Genomic DNA, 21524 nt, shown 5'->3' on the forward strand with positions numbered 1-21524 from the left:
TCCTCAATTCCTCCCTTTTCCTGCATCTTCCATCAACAAACTGCTGAGGGCACGGGCAATGATTCGGCCAGCGGTCTTCGGCGCGACAATTCCCGGAAGGCCAGGAGCAAGCAGCGCTTTGATCCCTCTCTTCTCCGCGAAGCGAAAATCGGTTCCGCCAGGCTTCGAAGCAAGGTCAATAATCAAGGCGCGGTGAGGAATTTTGGCAATGATCTGTGCTGTGATAATCATAGTCGGTATCGTATTAAAAATCAAGTCGATCTCCTTGACATGTTCGGCTAAATCACGGATATAGAAAGGCTCGAAGCCCATTTCCCATGCCCGGGCATAATGCTCCGGCTTCCTTATTCCTACTTTTACCTTAGCCCCCAATCCCTGCAGCGTCCTGGCCATCGTCAGCCCTGTTCTTCCCATTCCCAGAACCATGCTTCTGGAGCCGTGAATAGTTATGTCCGTGTTTTGGATAGCCATCATAAGCGCGCCTTCGGCCGTAGGTATGGAATTGAAAATAGCTACATCATCACGTTCAAACAGCTCAACAAGCCCTACGGAATTTTTGCCGCACAGCATTTTCAGATTAGGCTTGGCTATCCCCGTATAGATCTTGCAGTGGCCGGGGAGTGCTTTCATATGGGCATCGTCAAGAATGAGCTCCTCTGAAGAGAAGATCGACATCACTTGACCATCGTCTTCCATCCCCGAAGCAGGCAGAACGACTGCATCGCTCTTGCTCAAGGACTCGGGCAGAAGCTTCGCCCGGGTAACTCCGTTATATGAGGATTGAAGATTGTCAAAGCCGATCAATTGCACCGAAGCGTCCAATTCCGATAATTGCTCTATGACTTCCAACTGCCGGGCATCTCCGCCTATGAATGTAACTTGGATTCCGGTAAGCAATGTCAACACCCTTTTCTCAAATGCCGTTCTCGATAAAATAGTTTATGCCGAGGCCCAGTAAGGGGTGACAGCGTCAATGGCCCGCGTTTTGTTGCCGGACCGTCATCTCCCCGGCAACAACCAGTCTTCCCAAAAGGGACGAATAGCTTTCGAAGCCTATGCGGGATCCCGGATCTTGAAAAGCCTGCCAGGAATTTCTGCGCTTTAACGGCGGCTAAACTCTTCCGCTGTTCCCGATCGCCTTCCTGCCTGCTTCAATTAAGATTTATACAGTGCTTTTCATATAAAAATAAAAAAGACCGCCGAATTCCAAATCGGCAGTCTTCATTGAAAATATGGTTACGGCGGCATCATCAACGATCTCCGCTCGTATTAGGAACGTGAGTTTATTTGCCGGTATGTCCGAATCCCCCGGCGCCCCTCCCGGTCTCTGACAATTCCTCCACTTCTTCCAAGCGAACAGAGGGAACGTACTGGAACACCATCTGCGCAATTCGCTCATTGCGGGATATCACGAACGGTTCCTGACCATGATTGATCAGCAGAACCTTGACCTCCCCCCGATAATCGGCATCCACTGTTCCGGGGGAATTAAGAGCCGTAATCCCGTGCTTAAGGGCCAATCCGCTCCGCGGCCGGATTTGGGCCTCCAGCTCACCCGGCATGGCCAGACTAAATCCGGTCGGGATCAGGCCCCTTTCTCCCGGCTGAAGCGTGACCGGCTCCGATACAGCGGCATATAGGTCGAATCCGCTGGCCAGCTCGGACATTTTCTGCGGAAGCTGAATATCTTCATTTCCCGGAAGCCTCTTAATTTGAACCAAATGCTGCAAGTTGATCCCTCCTGAATCCTTGTATGACTTTATCTGATTGTCCAACCATAGCTAAAGCGAAAGGCCGGGAAAACAATTCCTTCGTCACCTGCCGAATTTCTTCCTGCGTAACCGCCTCAATCCTGCCGATAATATCATCGATGGTCAAATGGCGGCCGAGCATAAGCTCGTTCTTGCCCATCCGGTTCATCCGGCTGCTCGTGCTCTCCAAGCTCAGGAGGAGACTGCCCTTCAACTGCTCCTTCCCCTTCTTCAATTCCGCGTCTGTCAGCCCCTGGACGATCATTTCTTCAATGATCTCCATAGAAACCTTAAGTACCTCTTCCGTCTGTTTGGGAGCCGTGCCCGTATAAATTACGAACATTCCGTTATCGACGTGCGAAGAGTGATAGGAATAGACAGAGTAAGCCAGCCCTCTCTTCTCCCTGATCTCCTGGAACAGCCTGGAGCTCATTCCGCCGCCTATCGTATTGTTTAGAAGAATCATTGCGTAGTAGCGAGGATCCGTCAGCGAGAGCCCCGGCAAAGCCAAACAAATATGATTTTGCTCGGTTTTCTTCTCGTGATAGATCAGGTCTCCGACAAATCCGGGAGCTTCGTAAACGACCGGGGAGCCCGAACGGTGAGCCCCGCCAAAGTGTTTCTCCAGCAGCTTAACCGCATTCTCATCTATATTCCCGGCTACACTGATCACCGTATTATCGACTGTATAATGTTGGTTCATATATTCGCGCAGAGTATCCGAATTCATCCGGTTCAGATTGTCTTCGACGCCCAGAATAGTATAGCCTAAGGAATGATCGCCGTAAACGGCTTTGGCCAACAGATCATGAACCAGATCATCCGGAGTGTCCTCATACATGGAGATTTCCTCCAGAATGACATTCCGTTCTTTCTCCAGTTCGCTCTCATCCAAACGGGAATGAAAGTACATATCCGCCAGCACATCCACCGCAATAGGCAGATGTTCATCCAAAACTTTAGCATAGTAACAAGTATATTCCTTCGTCGTAAACGCGTTGACGTTGCCCCCGATACCGTCGAACACCTCAGCGATATCCCGCGCAGAATAGCGGTCCGTTCCTTTAAAGAGCATGTGCTCTATAAAATGCGAAATGCCATTCTGCTCCGGTGTTTCGTTCCTCGACCCGGTCTTCACCCATATTCCGATCGCCACGGATCGGATGGACGGGATCGGCTCGAGAACAACCCTTAAGCCATTCGATAATTGATGTTTGATCACTATTTTCCTCCTATACAGGTTTCGCAAGGCTCCCCTGCTAACTCATTCTCCCGGATCAGGTACCCGATCGGAAGATAACAATTCGCTAACCGTGCCGAGAACAAGCCCTCTTCCTTTAATTTCCTTGATCATCCCTTCCAGGGACAGCGAAGCAGATTCCGTCGGGTGCATTAGAATCATCGCCCCCGGCTCGAGGCGATTGGCTATTCTGGTAAGAATGGTTTGCGGGGAAGGCTTCCTCCAATCCACCGTATCAATAGTCCATAGCACCGTCTTCAAGTTTAATTCAGCGGCAATTTTTACCGTTTGCTGGTTAAAATCCCCCGAGGGCGGCGCAAACAGCTTATTCTCTACCCCGAGATGCTCCTTGAGCAGCTTTTCCGTCTTGCTGATTTCCTGAACGGCCTGCTCTCGGCCAAGCTGGCTCATATTTTTATGAGAATAGGCGTGGTTGGACATTTCATGCCCCTTGGAAGCAATTTGCTTGGCGATTTCCACATTTTTGCTTAACCAAGACCCGTCCAGGAAAAAGGTTGCCTTGACATTTTCTTGCTCTAACGTCTCCAGCATGCCGGGTATAAACTCATTCCCCCAAGCGACATTGATCATAAGAGCAACCATCGGCTTATTCGGATTTCCCTTGTAGATAGGCTGCGCGCCTAAATCGTCCAATGAAACCTTGGGCGGAATTTCGCGAAAGACAAGCGGCAGCTTCTGACCGGGAATCCAGTCCTTGGACAGCTGCAGGGTTCTTTCCATATCCACTTCCCGCCCGTTATAACCGGGAATCGCTTTCCACACCCGGTCGAGCTTAGCATCAATCGGAGGGATATAAAGCCTCGCCGCCTCTCTTCGAATCGCTTCGAGCCTCTCCTCGGGCGTTGCCCTGTCCTTGGGCTTGGCATTGAGCTGGCCAAAGACAGGTATCGCCTCCGGCCCCGCCTTGCCCTTGACATGGTCAAAGTAGTCCTGCATGAACGGCATCTGGAACAAAGCAAAGATGACAGCCCCTATTCCGGCTATGACCGAAGCCAAACGTTTATTAGCGCTCATCTTCTATTCTCCCCGGATCAATATTGGGTACCCGGCTGAAAATACGGCCGAGTTCCTTGTTTGTCCCATCTTATGCTGGGCAGGGAAGGATTAGAATGAGGTTCAAATAAAAAAGAGACAGACTGATCTGACTCTTTATTTTATCGTATTTATTGTAAAGGAACAAATTATTGGGTCAAAGTAGCCTTCCGCGAAAGATTGATTCTTCCTTGAGAGTCGATCTCGGTCACTTTGACGGTAATCGAATCGCCGACAGAAACTACATCCTCAACCTTGGCCACCCGTTCGGTTGACAATTGCGAGATATGAACAAGCCCTTCCTTATTGGGAAGAATCTCGACGAAAGCACCGAATTTCTCAACCCGTTTGACCGTACCGAGGTAGGTTTCACCTACTACAACCTCCCGGACAATGCCTTCGATGATGTTCTTGGCCTTCTCGTTCATTTCAGCATCGGAGGAGGCAATATAGACGGTTCCATCCTGCTCGATATCGATTTTAACACCTGTCTCATCAATGATCTTATTGATGATCTTGCCGCCGGAACCGATGACGTCTCTAATTTTATCCGGGTTAATATGCAGGGTAATAATCTTGGGTGCATATGGCGAGAGCTCTTTCCTCGGCTCTTTGATCGTCTGGAGCATTTTATCCAGAATGAACATCCGTCCCTCTCTCGCTTGGCTTAACGCTTCTGACAAAATCTTGCGGTCGATCCCGTCGATTTTGATATCCATTTGGATGGCCGTCACCCCTGCGGACGTTCCCGCCACTTTAAAGTCCATATCTCCAAGGTGATCTTCCATTCCTTGAATATCCGTCAGGATAGATACATTCTCCCCATCCTTAATCAAACCCATCGCAATTCCGGCTACCGGAGCTTTAATCGGCACTCCAGCATCCATTAAAGCCATTGTGCTTGCGCATATACTTGCTTGCGAAGTCGAGCCGTTGGATTCCAGCACTTCGGAAACAAGACGAATGGTATAGGGGAACTCGCTCTCGGACGGAATAACCATCTCCAAGGCTCTTTCTCCCAAAGCTCCGTGTCCGATTTCCCGTCTACCCGGCGCACGCAGCGGTCTGGCTTCCCCTACGCTGAACGGCGGGAAATTGTAATGGTGCATGAACCGCTTGGTCTCTTCCAGATCCAGTCCGTCCAAGATTTGAACATCGCCCAAGGCGCCCAGCGTACAAATACTGAGGGCTTGAGTTTGTCCGCGCGTGAACAGGGCGGAGCCGTGAGTCCTCGGCAGCAGGCCGGTATCGCATTCAATCGGACGGATTTCGTCCAAAGCCCTGCCATCGGGTCGAACCTTATCATGGGTTATCAGACGGCGGACTTCTTCTTTCACAATGTTGTAAAGCACCTCGTTGACGTCGCTCATCCGTTCGGGAGTCTCTTCATAAACGGCGGTAAAATGCTCGACAGCTTCCGCATTGATGGCGTCAATCGCATCCTGGCGGGCTTGCTTCTCCGGAATGCGTACCGCTTCCACCAAGCGTTCATGGGCATAAGCGCGTACCGCAGCATCTACTTCTTCATCGATTTGATGCAGCTTTACTTCCATTTTGGGCTTACCGTTCTCCGCGGTAAACTGCTCGATTTTCTCCACGATTTTCTTAATTTCATCATGCCCGAACATGATCGCTTCCAGCATAATTTCCTCGGGAACCTCGTGAGCCTCGGCTTCCACCATCATGATGGCATCCTTCGTACCGGCAACAACGAGGTAAAGCTCGCTGGCCTTGCTCTGCTCCACAGTCGGATTAATAACGAACTGGCCGTCGACCCGTCCGACAATCACTCCGCCGATCGGTCCGTTGAACGGGACATCAGAGATGCTGAGCGCGGCCGATGTGCCGATCATGGCAACAATATCCGGCGAGCAATCCTGTTCAACACTCATTACTATATTGACGATTTGCACGTCGTTGCGGAAGCCTTCAGGAAACAACGGACGGATTGGCCGGTCTGTGAGACGGCTGGCCAGAATAGCTTTCTGCGTCGGTCTTCCTTCTCTCTTAGGATAGCCCCCGGGAATCTTGCCGACGGAATACAATCTTTCTTCATAGTTGACCGTCAATGGGAAAAAATCGAGATCCTTCGGATCTGACGATGCGGTAACGGTACATAGAACGGCCGTATCCCCGTAACGGGCCATAACCGCTCCGTTAGCCTGCTTGGCCAATCTTCCCGTTTCGAGAATGAGCGGCCTGCCGCCTAGTTCCATATGTATTTTCTTCTCCATACTTACCTCCTGCTATGTGGGACTTGGTTCTAATTATTCTGTATCTGTACTAGCATTTCCTTCTTGACAGCAAATCATAATCGACTTGCTTCCTGACAGGAACTATAAAAGACCCACGGAAACCATTTCCGTATCTTAATGGGGAAGACGCATGTGCATTGCCGGGAAAGATCAGGGAAGCAGAATAAAAGTCTGATGTTCCAAGGACAACTCCTTCGTCTTTCTTCCATAAGAGGGGGGTGTCTTGCAAAAAGAAAGTATGCGAAAAAGCAACCTTGCCGTCTATGCAGAAGTACTGCATGATTAAACAAAGTTGCTTTTCTACAATTGAACCTATCTGCGAAGACCCAATTTCTCGATTAACGCGCTGTAACGTTTAACATCGTTATTCTTCAAATAGGCCAACAGCTTACGGCGTTGTCCGACCATCTTCAAAAGACCGCGGCGAGAATGGTGGTCTTTCTTGTGCGTACGCAAATGATTGGTCAAGTTTACGATGTTTTCCGTAAGGATAGCAATTTGTACTTCAGGAGAACCGGTATCCGTCTCGTGAACCTTATGCTCCTGAATCAGTTGTTGCTTACGTTCTTGGGTAAGTGCCATCCTGTTCACCTCCTCATAATCTAAAGAATCGCCTGCAGCCCAGAAACCGCCGGAGCAGCGGATGTCCGCGCTGAGGTTCAGTCTTCTTCGTCCCGGAGAGATTACCCTCCATAAGACGAACACAATTCAGTATAACATAATAAGGTAAGCCAAGTAAATGGCCCTTATGATAAAAAAGCTCGTAACGTAGCCATTCCGAAGATGAATAACCCGTAACTTTAACTTTCTAATGCGGCAAAATAGACAGCTTGGTCCTGATGTCTTTCACGTCAGTCCCGATTTGCGCTATCAGCTCATCGACAGAGGAAAACTTCCGCTCGCTGCGGATAAAATATAAAAACTCCACTTCCAGGCTTCTCCCGTAAAGATCTCCTTCATAGTCCAGCAAATGGACCTCGAGCACAGGAAGTTTCCGGTCACCTGAAAAGGTCGGTTTTACCCCGATATTAGCCGCCCCGTAATACACATTGCCTTCCCAGATTACTCTGACCGCATAGACTCCGTTCGCCGGCATGACATAAGCTTCGGATTCGGCAGGATCTATGTTCGCTGTAGGGAAGCCGATGGTCCGCCCCCTCTTGTCCCCCTCTACCACAAGCCCGCGTACCGTATATCGGCGCCCTAGCAGAGTCCTTGCTTCCTCCATTTGCCCAGCCTTGAGATGTTCCCGGATCCTTGTGCTGCTTACCTTCTCGCCGTCCATAAGAAACGGCCGGACCACTTCGACAGCAAACCGGCCCCGGCTTAATTCACACAGTGTGTCGGGAGTGCCCGAGCCCCGGTGCCCAAATCTGAAGTCAAACCCGACAATGACCGAACTGACACCGAGCGGCATTAAAAATTGCTCCACAAATTCAGCCGGTGTCAGCTTCGCAAACTCGGGATGAAATTCTACGATATAAGTGCAATGGACTCCCATTTGTTCAAATAGTTCTAATTTTTTGGCTAACGGTGTCAAGCTCTGAGTATAATTATCATGTCCAAGCACCGCTCGCGGATGAGGATCGAAAGTCATGACGGAAGCGGGCAGATCGAGCGATGCCCCCGTCTGCACAGCCCTCGATATCACTTCCCGGTGACCTAGATGAACTCCGTCGAATTCTCCAATCGCCATCACCTGGGAAGAAGGCATTCCTTCAAGAGGCAATCGGGTCGGATATTGAATATGGAAAACCTGCACTTGGATTCACCTGCAATTCTTACGAGATGTCAGCTTAATTGAAAATCTTCTCCGGAATCAGAAGAGCGCGCTCTGCGTCCCATCGGAAAATTCCAAGAAATGGATGATTTGCGGCTGCCGAATAAACCCGCATGACTCGTCCGTTCCATTCTTCGGCTAGAGGTTCCTCCGGGCGGACCATTCGGCCTTGCAGAGCTCTGACAGCATGCACTTCCGACACGTATGCCTTGGGAATATGGGGGATTGCTTGATCAGTCGGTATCAGCCGTTCGGAAAGCCTGCCTTCCTTCATCAGCTCTTCGATTTCCGGAATGGACAGGCATCGATCAAGCGTAATTGCCCCGGTCGATGAGCGGACCAGGTCAGACATAACCGCAGGATATCCTAATTGCCTCCCCATATCCGTGCACAAGGTTCGAATATAGGTTCCTTTGGAGCAGCGCACCCTAAACTTTATTTCAGGATGAGGACGGTCCAGCTTCATTTCCAGAAGGTCGATTCCATAGATGGTTACCTGTCTTTTCTTCCTTTCGACTTCCTGCCCCATTCTGGCCAGTTCGTATAAACGCCGTCCTTCCACTTTCACCGCGGAGTACATGGGCGGTATTTGCTCGATCGTACCGATGAACGACTGCACAGCTGCACGAATTTGATCCTCGCTGACCTGTACAGTTTCCACTTCCTCCACTATCCTGCCGCTTAGATCCTCCGTATCGGTTGCCAAACCCAGCGTAAGGGTCGCTTCATATTCTTTCGGCATGTCCTGAATATACTCAACCACCCGGGTAGCCCTTCCGATACAGAGAGGAAGTACGCCCGTTACTTTAGGATCCAGCGTTCCGGTATGGCCGATCCTTTTCATCCCGGTGATCCGCCTAACCTTGGCCACCACATCATGAGATGTATAATCCGCCGGCTTCAATACCGGCAACACGCCTTCCAACGTCATTCGAGAGCCAAACCTACTTCCTTTACTAATTGTGAGGTTACCTGATCCAATGTTCCCGTCAGCGTACATCCTGCCGCTAACGTATGTCCGCCCCCGCCGAATGATTTGGCAATTCGTGCCACGTCCACTTTACCGTTGGAGCGCAAGCTGACCTTGAAAGTATCTTCCCCTGTTTCCTTAAACAACAGGCCCACTTCCACCCCTTCGATATTGCGCGGATAATTGACCAGTCCCTCTATATCTTCGTTCGCCGCTTGCGCTTCGGCCATATCCCGGGCGGTCACGCTGACCCAGGCTACCCTGCGTTCATAGGCGAAAGAAAGCCGGGCGAGCGACTTCTGCAGCAGAACAAGCTGAGGGTAAGTCATCTGCTCCAGCAGAACGTTGGCCAGCTCGCTGGCCCGCACCCCGTAATCCAGCATCTCGGAGGCAATGCGCAGTACTTGGGGGCCTGTATTCGCATAACGAAAACCGCCGGTATCGGTCAACAACCCGGTATAGATGCACTTCGCCAAATCTTCAGTCCATGGAATGCCCAATCCGTTCACCAAAGCGTACAGCATTTCCGCGGTTGCGGCAGCCTCGGCTTCAATCCAGACGCAGGTGCCAAACCCTTCATTTGTGGCATGATGATCGATATTGAGCAGTGGAGTTTCCGGTTGAACTCGCTTATGCAGCTCTCCCATTCGCCGAAAATCCGCACAATCGAGACTGATAACGGCGTCATACGGCTCATCTTCAGACAGCTCGGAAGCAAGCAGCACCCGGTCGCTGCCCCGCAGAAGATTAAATTTGGAGGGAAGCGGGTCCTCATTAACCATCTTGTAGGTCTTGTTCAAATACTCCAGCATTAAACCGACCGCCAAGGTGGAGCCGATGGCATCCCCGTCCGGATTAAGATGCGACACGACCAGAAATCGGTCATGGCGGCGAATAAATTCAACGGCCGCCATCACCTGCTTCTCTAAATCATTCCCTTTGCCTGTCATGGCTTCGGCTTCTCCTCGTTAATTTGTCCCAGCAATTTCTCGATGCGGGTTCCGTAATCGATCGAAGTGTCGAATTTAAAGATCAGCTCGGGAGTAACCCTAAGCCGGATTCGTTTGGACAATTCCGACCGGAGAAACCCCATCCCGCGATTCAGCGCCTTTAAAGTCTCTTCCTTCTCTTCATCGGAACCTAAGACGCTCAGATAAACCTTGGCTTGGGAGAGATCATTCGTCACATCCACGCCGGTAATCGTTACAAAACCAATTCTCGGATCCTTGAATTCGTTCTGAATGATTTGGCTTAGCTCTTTCTTGATTTGTTCTCCCACTCTGCCCGTACGGATTCTGGACATTGCAATCACCTCTCAACGGCTTCCATTATGAACGCCTCAATGATATCTCCTTCTTTGATATCGTTAAACCGTTCCAATGTAATTCCGCATTCATATCCTTGAGCTACTTCTTTGGCATCATCCTTAAACCTCTTCAGGGAGTCAAGATGGCCTTCGTAGATGACGATTCCGTCGCGAATCAGACGAGCTTCCGCTGTGCGAATGATTTTACCTTGAGTAACCATGCAGCCGGCAATCGTTCCGATCCTGGATATACGGAAGGTTTCTCTGACTTCCGCGTGTCCGATGACATTTTCCTTATATTCCGGATCGAGCATTCCCTTCATCGCCGATTCAATTTCCTCTATGGCGCTGTAAATAACGCGATGGAGTCGAATATCCACCTTCTCCTGATCCGCGGTCACTTTCGCCGCCGGTTCCGGACGAACGTTAAAGCCGATAATAATCGCGTTGGAGGCCGAGGCAAGGATAATATCCGATTCGGTAATCGCTCCTACGCCGGTGTGGATAATTTTAACCCGCACGCCCTCTACATCGATTTTTTCCAGCGAGCCTCTCAGAGCTTCCACGGTACCTTGAACGTCCGCTTTAATAATGATGTTGAGCTCCTTGATTTCGCCTTCCTTGATATGCTTATACAAATCATCCAGCGTAACGCGGGAGCTCGCACCCATCTCGGACTGCCTCAGCGTAGAGGCCCGCTTCTCGGCGATCGCTCTCGCCTTGCGCTCATCCTCATAAGCCAGGAACGGATCACCGGCTTGAGGCACCTCCGTCAGTCCGGTAATCTCTACCGGAGTGGACGGCCCGGCTTCCTTCAGCTTCTTGCCTCTATCATTGACCATTGCACGCACGCGGCCAAAGCAAACCCCGGCAATAAAGCTGTCTCCAACCTTCAACGTACCATGCTGAATCAGAATGCGGGCCACCGGTCCCCTTCCTTTATCCAGCTCGGCCTCAATCACCGTTCCTCTGGCGCGTTTGTTCGGATTGGCCTTCAACTCCTGCACCTCGGCGACAAGGAGAACCATCTCGAGCAGATTTTCAAGGCCGATCTTCTGCTTCGCTGAGACATTGACGAAGATCGTATCCCCGCCCCATTCCTCAGGGACAAGCTCATATTCGGTCAATTCCTGCTTAATCCGGTCCGGATTTGCTTCAGGCTTGTCGATTTTGTTAACCGCAACGATAATAGGCACATTTGCCGCTTTGGCATGGCTGATCGCCTCTACGGTTTGCGGCATGACGCCGTCATCGGCAGCAACGACAAGAATGGTAATATCCGTAACCTGTGCTCCTCTGGCACGCATCGTGGTGAAGGCTTCGTGGCCCGGAGTATCCAGGAATGTAATTTTCTTGCCCTGTGCTTCCACCTGATAGGCCCCGATATGCTGAGTGATTCCGCCCGCTTCCCCTTCCGTTACGCTTGTAGAACGGATGGCATCCAGCAGGGTCGTTTTACCATGGTCAACATGACCCATAATGGTAACAACCGGAGGACGTTCCATCAGATCGGCTTCATCGTCCACTTCTTCAATCAGCTCGAAGTTCTCTTCATCTACCGGAATTTTCAATTCGACTTCCACACCATATTCCGATGCAATTAATTGAATCGTATCAAGATCAAGCTCTTGGTTAATGGTCGCCATAACTCCAAGGAAGAGCAGCTTCTTAATGACTTCGGATACATCCTTATGCAGCAGCTTGGCCAGCTCGCCTACGGTCATCGTTCCGCGAACGATAATCTTCTTCGGAGTGTTGTCCACCTTTTCTTTACGCACGGGAGACTGCTGTCTGCCTCCTTTGCCTGAACGGTTGTTCCGGAAATTACCTTTGGAAGAGCCTGCTTTATTGTCATCGAAGCGTCTTTGATTCGGCTTCGTCTTTTTGTTGGTGACTCCTTCGTTAGCTTTAATATCCAGATCATCTATTCCGCCCAGCGGATTGCGCGGAACTTTCCCGTTTGTCTTGGGCTGCGGTCCGCGATTATTGTTCCGGTTCGCATTTCCGGAAGCGGAATCCGCCGCTGCTACAGTTTCGGGCTTGCGATTCCGGTTGCCTTCCTGCCGTTGTCCCCCTTGCGGGCGAGCATCACGGCCTGCGGCAGGCTTGTTATTTCCTTGCTGATTCTGACCTCCGCCATTGCCCTGCTTTTTCTTATTAGGTGTATTCGATGAACCTTGCTGAGATTGATTGCGCGGCGATGACTGTTTCGTTTGCTGTCCTGTTCCTTGATTTTTCTTCATGTCTTCCCCTCCAGCGGCCGATTGTGACGGCTGCTTCTTGGGGGCGGACGCTGCTGAACTCACTGCGGCACTATCCTCCGAAGCAGCCCGTTTCGCGGCGGCATTAGCCTTGACGTCGCGGAAAAATTTCTCCACGGCCTCCACCGCCTCCCTCTCCATCACGCTCATATGATTGTTGACCGAAATATTTAGACGCTTTAATATGGTAATGATTTCTTTGCTGCTCATGTTTAAAGACTTGGCATATTCATAAACCCTCAATTTATCTTTGTTTTCGTTTTTACTCAAATTACTCCACCTCCGCTAGATTTGCCTTCGCCCTTGCTATCACCTGTGCAAATCCGGGATCGGTAACCGCCATTATGACCCGTTCCGCTTTACCGACACTAGATCCCAGTTGTTCCCGAGTACCGTATTCGATTAAAGGGACTTGATAAGTCAGGCATTTGTCCCTGAACTTTTTGCTTGTATTCTCGGAAGCGTCAACTGCGAGAAGGACCAGCTTTGCTTTCCCGGTGCGGATGGCGTCCAGCACCCCTTCGTCACCGGTGACAAGCTTCCCCGCCCGCATGGCTAGACCAAGACCGGATAACAATTTATTGCTATTCATCGTCCGACTCTTCCTTAGCAGCTAAAAATTCATCTTCCACTCGAATAAAATCCTGCTCCAGCTGATCATAAATCTGATCGCCGACGCTGTGTTTGAGAGCCCTGTCCAAAGCTCTGCTTTTTTTGGCGAGCTTGAAACAGGACAATTTGCCGCAGAGATAAGCTCCTCTTCCCGACTTCTTGCCGGTCAGATCAATCAAGATTTCATCGTCTGGCGTTTTGACCACGCGAATCAATTCTTTCTTGGCCATCATTTGCTGGCAAGCTACACATTTTCTTAAGGGTACTTTTCTCTGCCTCAATTCCATCACCCGCTCCCAAGAACTGCCTTGTATTATACGAGCCTCACAAATTAGTCACGCATCAGCGAACGCTTTAATCAAAGCTTGCCGAATCCTGAGGCATCTCTTCTGTAAAAGTTTTCTCCCGGCCGAATTCCTGCTCGGCCTGCGTTTCACTCTTAATATCAATCTTCCAGCCGGTCAGCTTGGCGGCCAGACGGGCGTTCTGCCCTTTGATTCCGATGGCCAGCGACAGCTGATAGTCCGGAACGATGACCCTGGACATCTTCTCGCTTTCAAATACGTTAACCTCAAGCACCTTGGACGGGCTGAGCGCATTGGCTACGTATTCCTCCACATTTTCGGACCAGCGGACGATATCGATCTTCTCCCCTTTAAGCTCGGTGACGATCGCCTGTACACGCACGCCTTTCGGCCCTACACAGGAACCAACCGCGTCCACTTCCGCATCGCGGGAATAGACGGCAATTTTGGAACGGAAGCCCGCTTCCCGGGCCACCGACCGAATCTCCACTACGCCTTGGAAAATTTCCGGAACCTCCAGCTCAAACAATCTTTTCAGGAGGCCCGGGTGAGTACGGGACAGAAAAATTTGCGGCCCCTTTGTCGTATTCTCGACTTTGGTAATATACGCCTTAATGCGATCTCCATGCTTGAATTTATCGGTCGGCATCAATTCGTTGAGAGGAAGCACCGCTTCAACCTTGCCCAGATCCACATAAATATTTCTGGTATCCTGCCGTTGAACGATTCCAGTAACGATATCTTCTTCCTTCTCAATAAAAGCGTTATAGATAAGGCCTCTTTCCGCTTCGCGGATTCTTTGGGTCACGACCTGCTTAGCCGTCTGAGCCGCAATCCTTCCAAAATCCTTAGGAGTTACCTCAATCTCGACGATGTCGTCCAACTGATAGTTCGGGTTAATCTCTCTGGCCGCATCCAGAGAGATTTCGAGACGCGGATCAAGCACCTCATCCGCAACCGTTTTACGGGCATATACCTTAATCAAGCCGGTCTGCCGGTTAATGTCGACCCGTACATTCTGGGCCGTGTTGAAATTTCGTTTGTAGCTGGAAATCAATGCCGCCTCGATCGCCTCAATCAGGATATCTTTGCTGATACCCTTTTGAGTTTCAATCTCGTGCAGCGCTTCAATAAAATCGGTGTTCATTGAACTTCTTTCCCCCTTTCAATAATTAACAGCCGAAAACTCCGGAAATTTTACCGCATAGAAACCGTCCTTGGGACAGGCTCGTTTACCGATAAAATATAAGACAGGTATAAGGTGAAACTTATACTTTCTTATATTTTTAAAAAACGATGGCAAGCCTAGCGCTAGCCATTTTCTCAGTTGGAATCGTATGCTGTTTCTTGCCCACCTCGATAACCAGCTCGCTGCCGTCATAAGACTTCAGCCTGCCTTCAAACTCCTTCAATCCATCCACCGGCTCATATGTAGTTACGAACACATGCTTGTCAACCGCCTTCACGAAATCTTCCGGCTTCTTGAGCGGTCGCTCCGCTCCGGGGGAGGATACTTCTAAGAAGTAGGCGTTCGGAATCGGATCCTTCTCATCCAGCTTAGCGCTCAAATATTCGCTCAGCCTTCCGCAGTCGTCAATGTCGATTCCGCCTTCCTTGTCAACATAAACACGGAGGAACCAGTTGCTGCCTTCCTTCAAATATTCGATATCGACCAGTTCCATTGCGTGTTCTTCCAAATAGGGTTGGATCATCTTCTCCACGGTTGTTTTGATGTGCGAACTCAATAGTACTGCCCCCTTACGCTGCATTATCTGCTTGGTTGGACTTCCTGCATGGCTATATCAAAATGTAAAGAGTGGGTTTCCCCACTCTCCGAAAGCGATCGCATATCATCATTATTACCAAAAGAAATTATAACATAACAGAGTTTTCCTTACAATAGGCTGTTAAAAATAAGCCCGCTTAGCGGCTTATCCTTCGAAGCTTATTCCGTCCACACCCCGGCAGGATCAGTGTCTAAACCTTGCTCTTATCGGACGCCTCTTCGCAGGTGTCGTCGAATGCCTAGAAAAGAGAGAGCTGGTTGGATTCCGGCATTCCTCTGAAGCAGCCCATTCCATTCAAGATTTCGAGGACGGTCTTGGAAACTTTGGCCCGGTTCTGGAAGTCCTCCATCGAAAGAAACTCCCCATCCTCCTTGGCAGCCGCTATATGCTTGGCCGCCGTCTCCCCGATCCCCTGAACGGCGGAGAAAGGCGGAATCAGGGAATCCCCGCGAATGATGAAACGGGTGGCATCGGACAGCATCAAATCAATCGGCTTGAAAGTGAAGCCCCGTGCCGTCATCTCCAGCCCCATCTCGAGAACGGATACCATGCTCTTCTCCTTCGCTGTCGCCTGGAAGCCCTTCTCCTCAATCTCATTCAGCTTTCTCATAATCGCGTCATAGCCTTGACAGAATAATTCCACATCGAAATCTTCCGCGCGAACCGAGAAGTATGTAGCATAGAACTCAATCGGATGGTACACCTTGAAATATGCGGTCCGCACTGCGGAAATAACATAAGCGGCGGCATGCGCTTTGGGAAACATATATTCAATTTTCTCACAGGAATCGATATACCAGGCCGGAACATTGTGCTTTCGCATCTCTTCCTTCCATTCTTCCGTCAACCCGCGCCCTTTCCTTACGCTTTCAGTAATTTTGAAGGCGAGGCCGGCTTCCATCCCTGCTTTATAGATGAGATACAGCATAATATCGTCGCGGCAGCCGATCACTGTCTTGATGTTGCAGGTCCCGTTGCGAATCAATTCCTGGGCATTCCCTAACCACACGCCGGTTCCATGGGACAGACCCGAAATCTGCAGCAAATCCGCAAAAGAGGAAGGCTGCGTCTCCTGCAGCATCTGCCGGACGAATTTGGTCCCCATCTCGGGCACTCCGTAGGTGGCCACCGGCGAACGGATTTGCTCAGGCGTCACTCCCAGGGCTTCCGTAGAGTTAAAGATGCTCATCACCTTGGGATCATTCATCGGTATCGTTGTCGGATCGACCCCGGTCAGATCCTGGAGCATTCTCATCATCGTCGGATCATCGTGCCCGAGAATATCGAGCTTAAGCAGATTCTCGTCGAAAGCATGGTAGTCGAAGTGAGTCGTCTTCCACTCGGATTTCGTATCGTCAGCCGGATATTGAACCGGAGTAATGTCCTCTACCTCGATATAATCGGGAACGACAACGATCCCGCCCGGGTGCTGGCCCGTGCTTCGTTTAACGCCGGTACATCCCATAGCCAGACGCCTCAGCTCGGCATTCCGCCAGCTTTCCCCCTTCAGCTCCTCATACTTCTTGACGAAGCCGAACGCTGTTTTGTCCGCAACGGTACCTATCGTTCCGGCGCGGAAGACGCTCTTCTCCCCGAACATCACCTTCGTAAAGTTATGGGCTTCCGGCTGGTATTCCCCGGAGAAGTTCAAGTCGATATCCGGCACCTTGTCCCCTTTGAACCCCAGGAAGGTTTCGAACGGAATATCCTGCCCTTCCCCCTTCAGCCGGCCTCCGCATTGCTCACATTCCTTATCCGGGAGGTCGAATCCGCTCGGAATGCTTCCGTCCGTAAAAAATTCGCTATGCTTGCATTGGGCGCATATATAATGAGGAGGCAGCGGATTTACCTCTGAAATTCCGAGCATGGTGGCTACGAAAGAGGAACCGACCGATCCCCGGGAACCGACCAAATACCCGTCAGCGTTCGATTTTTTGACCAATCGTTCGGAAATCAGATAGTTCGCAGAGAACCCGTATTGAATAATCGGCTTCAATTCTTTCTCCAGCCGGTCAATGACAATTTGCGGCAGCGGATCGCCATAGATGCTCTTGGCCGTCTCATAGCAGGTAGTTCGAATCTCCTCGTCCGCCCCTTCAATGATAGGGGAGAACAAGCCGTTGTCGGTCGGCCCCCCCTTGCGCGGGAAGAGCTCTATCTCCTCGAACCGGTCCGCCAGCGAGTCGGTATTCGTTACCACCACTTCATAAGCTTTCTTCTCCCCCAGGAAAGAGAAAGCCTGCAGCATTTCGTCCGTAGTACGCAAATGCGCATCCGGCTTGCGCAAGTCTTTCAGCGGGCTGAATCCGGTGATGCCATTGATCGTAATATCGCGGCAAATTTTATCTTTAGGATCCAGATAATGGACATTCCCCGTCGCAATGACCGGTTTGCCCAGCTTTTCTCCAATTTGGACGATTCTACGGAGCGCATTCTCCAACTGTTCCCGGCTGCCTACCAATCCTTTGTCTACCAAATGCATATAAAAATCAATAGGCTGAATTTCGAGCACATCATAATATTGGGCTACCTCTTCGGCTTCCTCCTGCGATTTATTCAGCACGGTTTCGAAAAATTCGCCCTTCTCGCAGCCGGATATGACGAGGAGTCCTTCTCTATGCTCCGTCAGCTTGCTCTTAGGGATGCACGGAACTCTATTATAGTAATCGGTATGTGACAGGGAGACCAGCTTGTACAAATTTTTCTTGCCCAAGGAGTTAAGTGCATAGACACAGCAGTGAAAAGGCCGCGTATTGGACAAATCTTGCCCGACAAATCGATTTAGCGAAGACAAATCTTCTATTTCCTGCTTAAGAGCATCCTTGATCATGTGGAATAGAATACTTCCCAAGGCTTCGGCATCGTCAATCGCGCGGTGATGATTCTCCAGGCTGACCTTGAATTTGTCGGCAAGGGTGTTCAGACGGTGATTCTTTAGAGTAGGATAGAGCATTCTTGCCATTTCCAGCGTATCCAGCGACGGATTGGACAATTCCCCTAACCCCAGCTGCTTGCAATAATGCTGAATGAATCCCATGTCGAAAGTCGCGTTATGGGCTACCAGCACACTGTCTCCGACAAATTCGACAAATTTGGGCAGCACATCCTCGAGATCCGGCGCCCCCACCACCATCTCATCCGTAATATTCGTCAATTGAGTAATATGGTAGGGTATTCTCTCATGCGGATTGACGAAGCTGGAGAAACGGTCTATCACCTGCGAATCTTTCATTTTCGTCCCGGCAATCTCGATAATTTTGTTATCCAGCACAGAGAGACCGGTCGTTTCTATATCAAATACGACATAAGTCGCATCGGCCAATTTACGCGAATCCGGACGAGTGACGATCGGAATCGAATCATTGACGACGTTGGCCTCCAGGCCATAAATGACTTTGATCCCATGCTTATGAGCAGCATGATTAGCTTCGGGGAAGGATTGGACGCCGCTATGATCGGTAATGGCAATCGCCTTGTGTCCCCATTTCGCCGCCCGCTTAATATATTGGTCTACAGGAGTAACGGCATCCATGGCACTCATGGTCGTGTGCAGATGGAACTCCACCCGCTTCGTTTCCGCATCATCGGAGCGGTCGTCGGGCGGGCTCACTTCATTGACATCCTGCGGAACGAACATCAGCTCGGGAGGATTGGTAAACCGGTCGTATTCTACCTTTCCTCTCATTTTGAGCCATTTGCCATTAGAGATAAGACTGTACAGCTTGACATCCTCTTTGGTTCGGGCAAACGCCTTGACAGCGATCGAATCCGTAAAATCAGTCAAATTAAATAAAAATAAAGTGCTGCCGTTCTTCAATTCCTTACGATCAAAGTCAAACACTAGCCCCTGCACCGTGACCTTCTTTTCCTCTTCCTTGATGGACATCAGAGGAACCGGGACATCCCTGATCTCAAAACCGATCATCAACGAGGCGGGGTCATCGGATTTACGTGCCTCCGCCGCTTCCTTCTCTACAGAAACCATCATTTCCTGGGTGACGGTTCTTTCCTCTTCCTCGATCATCTTGGCGAACGCCAGGTATTCTTCCTCGGCCGATTCCCCGATTTGCATAACGACGTCATATTGCATAGAGAAGAATTCCGCATAATAGCGCTGAATCCAGCGGTCCAGCTGCTTCTTCCTCGCCAGCTCAAGACCGATCTGATCAAGCAGCAGCAGACTGATCCTCTGTCCCTCCACCTTGATCTTGGCTTTGGTCAGCCATCCGTTAATCGATATGACCTTATGCTTAATCCATTCAATCATTAAAGGCCAATATTCTTCCACCAACAGGGCGCGGACCGCTTCGTCCGAATATTCAAACACGAAGCGGATCTCTGAGATATGGGCGAACTTCGCCTTTATTTTGGCACAAAATTCGCGATATACGTCACAGGGGATCAGGCTGTTCTTATGAATGAAGAAAGTCCATTCCGAGTTGCTCTCGCTTACCTCCACCCGGTCAATGTAACCATCCCGAAAGTGCGTCTCTATGATCTCCGGCGCAATATCCGCCTGTCTCATCAGCAGCTCGAAACGGGTTCTTCCGTCCGGCATCCCGCTCATTTCTCCACCTCCCCATAATATTGGCAAAGAGAAAGGGCAGAGGCCATATATACGGTTCTTTAGGCCGGATATAAAGTTCTCATGCCCTTTTGTCTTTTTACTTCGTTTATCTAAAATGACGGGCTCAGCGATTTAAGCATATCCCTTTCGCACCGACCTGAGTTCCTAGTAGGAACGGCCGAAAACTACCGTATGCTGAGCCTTCTCCCCACAGGCGATACAATGAGTTTTAACCACTTCGGGTTCAAAAGGAATGTTGCGGCTGGTTGCCCCGGTCTCTTCCTTCACCTGAGCTTCACAGGCATCCGATCCGCACCATCCGGCCCAGACGAAGCCGCGCTTCTCCTCCAAAAATGCTTTCAGCTCGTCCAGTCGGTCGACGGAGCCGAAATGCTCCTTGGAGAATGCCTTGGCCCGCTCGAACATTTCCTTATGAATATCTTCCAGCATCTGCTTGACTTCTTCCACGATTCGTTCCTGGCTGACCATGCGCTTCTCCCCGCTGACCCGGGAAACCAAGACGACCTGTCCTTTCTCCATATCCCTCGGTCCCAATTCAATCCGGATGGGAATTCCGCGCATCTCGTATTCGTTAAACTTCCAGCCCGGACTTTGGTCGGGACGGTCATCCACCTTCACGCGAATGTCCGCCTGTTTAAGCTCGGCAAACAATTCATTCGTCCGCGCAATGACCGGCTCTCTTGTTTTAGGAGGACCGATCGGAATCATCACCACTTGGGTAGGCGCCACTTTCGGCGGCAGGACGAGCCCGCGATCGTCCCCGTGAACCATGATCATGGCTCCAATGAGCCGGGTACTGACTCCCCAGGAGGTCGTATGTACATATTGCTGCTGATTGTCCCGATCCAAGTACTGGATATCGAAGGCAACGGCAAAATTCGTTCCCATGTAATGAGAAGTTCCCGCCTGCACCGCCTTGCCGTCCTTCATCATCGCCTCGATCGAGTAAGTATCTACCGCTCCGGCGAACTTCTCGGACGGAGTCTTCTTGCCGGCAATGACCGGAATGGCCAAAATATTCTCAACAAATTCGCGGTAAATCTCCAGCATTTGCATCGTTTCCCGGCGGGCGTCCGCTTCGTCCTCGTGGGCGGTATGCCCCTCCTGCCATAGAAACTCGCTCGTTCTGAGGAATGGCTGGGTTCTCTTTTCCCAGCGAACCACATTCGCCCATTGATTGATTAAGAGGGGAAGATCTCGGTACGAATGGATCCACTCCGCATACATATGTCCAATCATCGTCTCAGAGGTTGGGCGGATCGCCAATCTTTCCTCCAGCTTCTCTCCACCGGCTTCCGTTACCCAGGGCAGCTCGGGATTAAAGCCTTCTACGTGCTCCTTCTCCTTCTGGAAGAAGCTCTCCGGTATAAAGAGCGGAAAATAGGCATTCCGATGCCCGGTTTCCTTGAAGCGGGCATCCAATTCCTTCTGACAAAGCTCCCAGATTTCATAGCTGTCCGGTTTGAACACAATGCAGCCTCTCACCGGCGAATAGCTCATTAAATCAGCTTTGCGTATGACATCCAGATACCATCTGGAAAAGTCTTCGCTTTGCGGCGTAATTTCCTTAACAAATTGCTTCTCCTTAGACATAAACGACCTCAGCCCTTCTTTCC

Annotated in this window: 17 protein-coding genes; all 17 read right to left on the minus strand. The window is 50.5% G+C overall.

Annotated elements, in window-relative coordinates:
- Positions 1-3 precede the first annotated feature (3 nt).
- The gene (dpsA, locus tag FS806_RS03050) at positions 4-897 is read right to left on the minus strand and encodes a dipicolinate synthase subunit DpsA (protein ID WP_144933072.1); all 894 of its coding nucleotides are present in this window, start codon (positions 895-897) and stop codon (positions 4-6) included.
- Positions 898-1283: 386 nt separating this feature from the next.
- Entirely contained in the window at positions 1284-1730 is a 447-nt protein-coding gene (gene dut, locus FS806_RS03055) for a dUTP diphosphatase (RefSeq protein ID WP_186328182.1), read from the minus strand.
- A complete protein-coding gene (locus tag FS806_RS03060; RefSeq protein WP_144933074.1) occupies positions 1708-2973 on the minus strand; it encodes a M16 family metallopeptidase in 1266 nt (421 codons plus the stop codon). Before FS806_RS03060 ends, dut begins: the two co-directional genes overlap by 23 nt.
- Before the next feature lie 42 nt (positions 2974-3015).
- Positions 3016-4026 (minus strand): polysaccharide deacetylase family protein, encoded by a 1011-nt coding sequence (locus FS806_RS03065; protein ID WP_144933076.1) that lies wholly within the window; start codon positions 4024-4026, stop codon positions 3016-3018.
- A 167-nt stretch (positions 4027-4193) separates the two neighbouring features.
- Positions 4194-6278 carry a polyribonucleotide nucleotidyltransferase gene (pnp, locus tag FS806_RS03070; RefSeq protein ID WP_144933078.1) on the minus strand — a complete coding sequence of 695 codons (2085 nt, stop codon included), beginning with the start codon at positions 6276-6278 and terminating at the stop codon, positions 4194-4196.
- A 333-nt stretch (positions 6279-6611) separates the two neighbouring features.
- Positions 6612-6881, minus strand: coding sequence for a 30S ribosomal protein S15 (rpsO, locus tag FS806_RS03075; RefSeq protein ID WP_144933080.1), 270 nt, complete (start codon positions 6879-6881; stop codon positions 6612-6614).
- 226 nt (positions 6882-7107) lie between these two features.
- Positions 7108-8061 carry a bifunctional riboflavin kinase/FAD synthetase gene (locus tag FS806_RS03080; RefSeq protein WP_260981961.1) on the minus strand — a complete coding sequence of 318 codons (954 nt, stop codon included), beginning with the start codon at positions 8059-8061 and terminating at the stop codon, positions 7108-7110.
- Between the two features lie 34 nt (positions 8062-8095).
- On the minus strand, positions 8096-9010 hold the full coding sequence (gene truB, locus FS806_RS03085) for a tRNA pseudouridine(55) synthase TruB (RefSeq protein ID WP_144933082.1): 915 nt from the start codon (positions 9008-9010) through the stop codon (positions 8096-8098).
- Positions 9007-9999: a DHH family phosphoesterase gene (locus tag FS806_RS03090; RefSeq protein ID WP_144933084.1), complete on the minus strand. Its 993-nt coding sequence runs from the start codon at positions 9997-9999 to the stop codon at positions 9007-9009. Before FS806_RS03090 ends, truB begins: the two co-directional genes overlap by 4 nt.
- Positions 9996-10352 carry a 30S ribosome-binding factor RbfA gene (gene rbfA, locus FS806_RS03095; protein ID WP_144933086.1) on the minus strand — a complete coding sequence of 119 codons (357 nt, stop codon included), beginning with the start codon at positions 10350-10352 and terminating at the stop codon, positions 9996-9998. Before rbfA ends, FS806_RS03090 begins: the two co-directional genes overlap by 4 nt.
- Before the next feature lie 5 nt (positions 10353-10357).
- Positions 10358-12886, minus strand: coding sequence for a translation initiation factor IF-2 (gene infB, locus FS806_RS03100; protein WP_144933088.1), 2529 nt, complete (start codon positions 12884-12886; stop codon positions 10358-10360).
- Between the two features lies 1 nt (position 12887).
- Positions 12888-13208 (minus strand): L7Ae/L30e/S12e/Gadd45 family ribosomal protein, encoded by a 321-nt coding sequence (locus tag FS806_RS03105; protein ID WP_144933089.1) that lies wholly within the window; start codon positions 13206-13208, stop codon positions 12888-12890.
- Positions 13201-13509 (minus strand): RNase P modulator RnpM, encoded by a 309-nt coding sequence (gene rnpM, locus FS806_RS03110; RefSeq protein ID WP_144933256.1) that lies wholly within the window; start codon positions 13507-13509, stop codon positions 13201-13203. Before rnpM ends, FS806_RS03105 begins: the two co-directional genes overlap by 8 nt.
- A gap of 73 nt (positions 13510-13582) precedes the next feature.
- Entirely contained in the window at positions 13583-14680 is a 1098-nt protein-coding gene (gene nusA / locus FS806_RS03115) for a transcription termination factor NusA (protein ID WP_144933090.1), read from the minus strand.
- 139 nt (positions 14681-14819) lie between these two features.
- Entirely contained in the window at positions 14820-15278 is a 459-nt protein-coding gene (gene rimP, locus FS806_RS03120; RefSeq protein WP_379287360.1) for a ribosome maturation factor RimP, read from the minus strand.
- Between the two features lie 280 nt (positions 15279-15558).
- Positions 15559-19887, minus strand: a complete 4329-nt coding sequence (locus FS806_RS03125; RefSeq protein ID WP_144933092.1) for a PolC-type DNA polymerase III — start codon at positions 19885-19887, stop codon at positions 15559-15561.
- 165 nt (positions 19888-20052) lie between these two features.
- Positions 20053-21501: a proline--tRNA ligase gene (gene proS / locus FS806_RS03130; RefSeq protein WP_144933093.1), complete on the minus strand. Its 1449-nt coding sequence runs from the start codon at positions 21499-21501 to the stop codon at positions 20053-20055.
- Between the last annotated feature and the right edge of the window lie 23 nt (positions 21502-21524).

Source organism: Paenibacillus sp. 32O-W (assembly GCF_007679495.1).
GTDB lineage: Bacteria > Bacillota > Bacilli > Paenibacillales > NBRC-103111 > Paenibacillus_L > Paenibacillus_L residui.

Excerpts from the sequence above, each read along its gene's own strand:
- FS806_RS03065 (WP_144933076.1), bottom strand. The coding sequence starts at position 4,026 with ATGAGCGCTAATAAACGTTTGGCTTCGGTCATAGCCGGAATAGGGGCT.
- pnp (WP_144933078.1), bottom strand. The coding sequence starts at position 6,278 with ATGGAGAAGAAAATACATATGGAACTAGGCGGCAGGCCGCTCATTCTC.
- rpsO (WP_144933080.1), bottom strand. The coding sequence starts at position 6,881 with ATGGCACTTACCCAAGAACGTAAGCAACAACTGATTCAGGAGCATAAG.
- truB (WP_144933082.1), bottom strand. The coding sequence starts at position 9,010 with ATGACGTTGGAAGGCGTGTTGCCGGTATTGAAGCCGGCGGATTATACA.
- FS806_RS03090 (WP_144933084.1), bottom strand. The coding sequence starts at position 9,999 with ATGACAGGCAAAGGGAATGATTTAGAGAAGCAGGTGATGGCGGCCGTT.
- rbfA (WP_144933086.1), bottom strand. The coding sequence starts at position 10,352 with ATGTCCAGAATCCGTACGGGCAGAGTGGGAGAACAAATCAAGAAAGAG.
- FS806_RS03105 (WP_144933089.1), bottom strand. The coding sequence starts at position 13,208 with ATGAATAGCAATAAATTGTTATCCGGTCTTGGTCTAGCCATGCGGGCG.
- nusA (WP_144933090.1), bottom strand. The coding sequence starts at position 14,680 with ATGAACACCGATTTTATTGAAGCGCTGCACGAGATTGAAACTCAAAAG.
- FS806_RS03125 (WP_144933092.1), bottom strand. The coding sequence starts at position 19,887 with ATGAGCGGGATGCCGGACGGAAGAACCCGTTTCGAGCTGCTGATGAGA.
- proS (WP_144933093.1), bottom strand. The coding sequence starts at position 21,501 with ATGTCTAAGGAGAAGCAATTTGTTAAGGAAATTACGCCGCAAAGCGAA.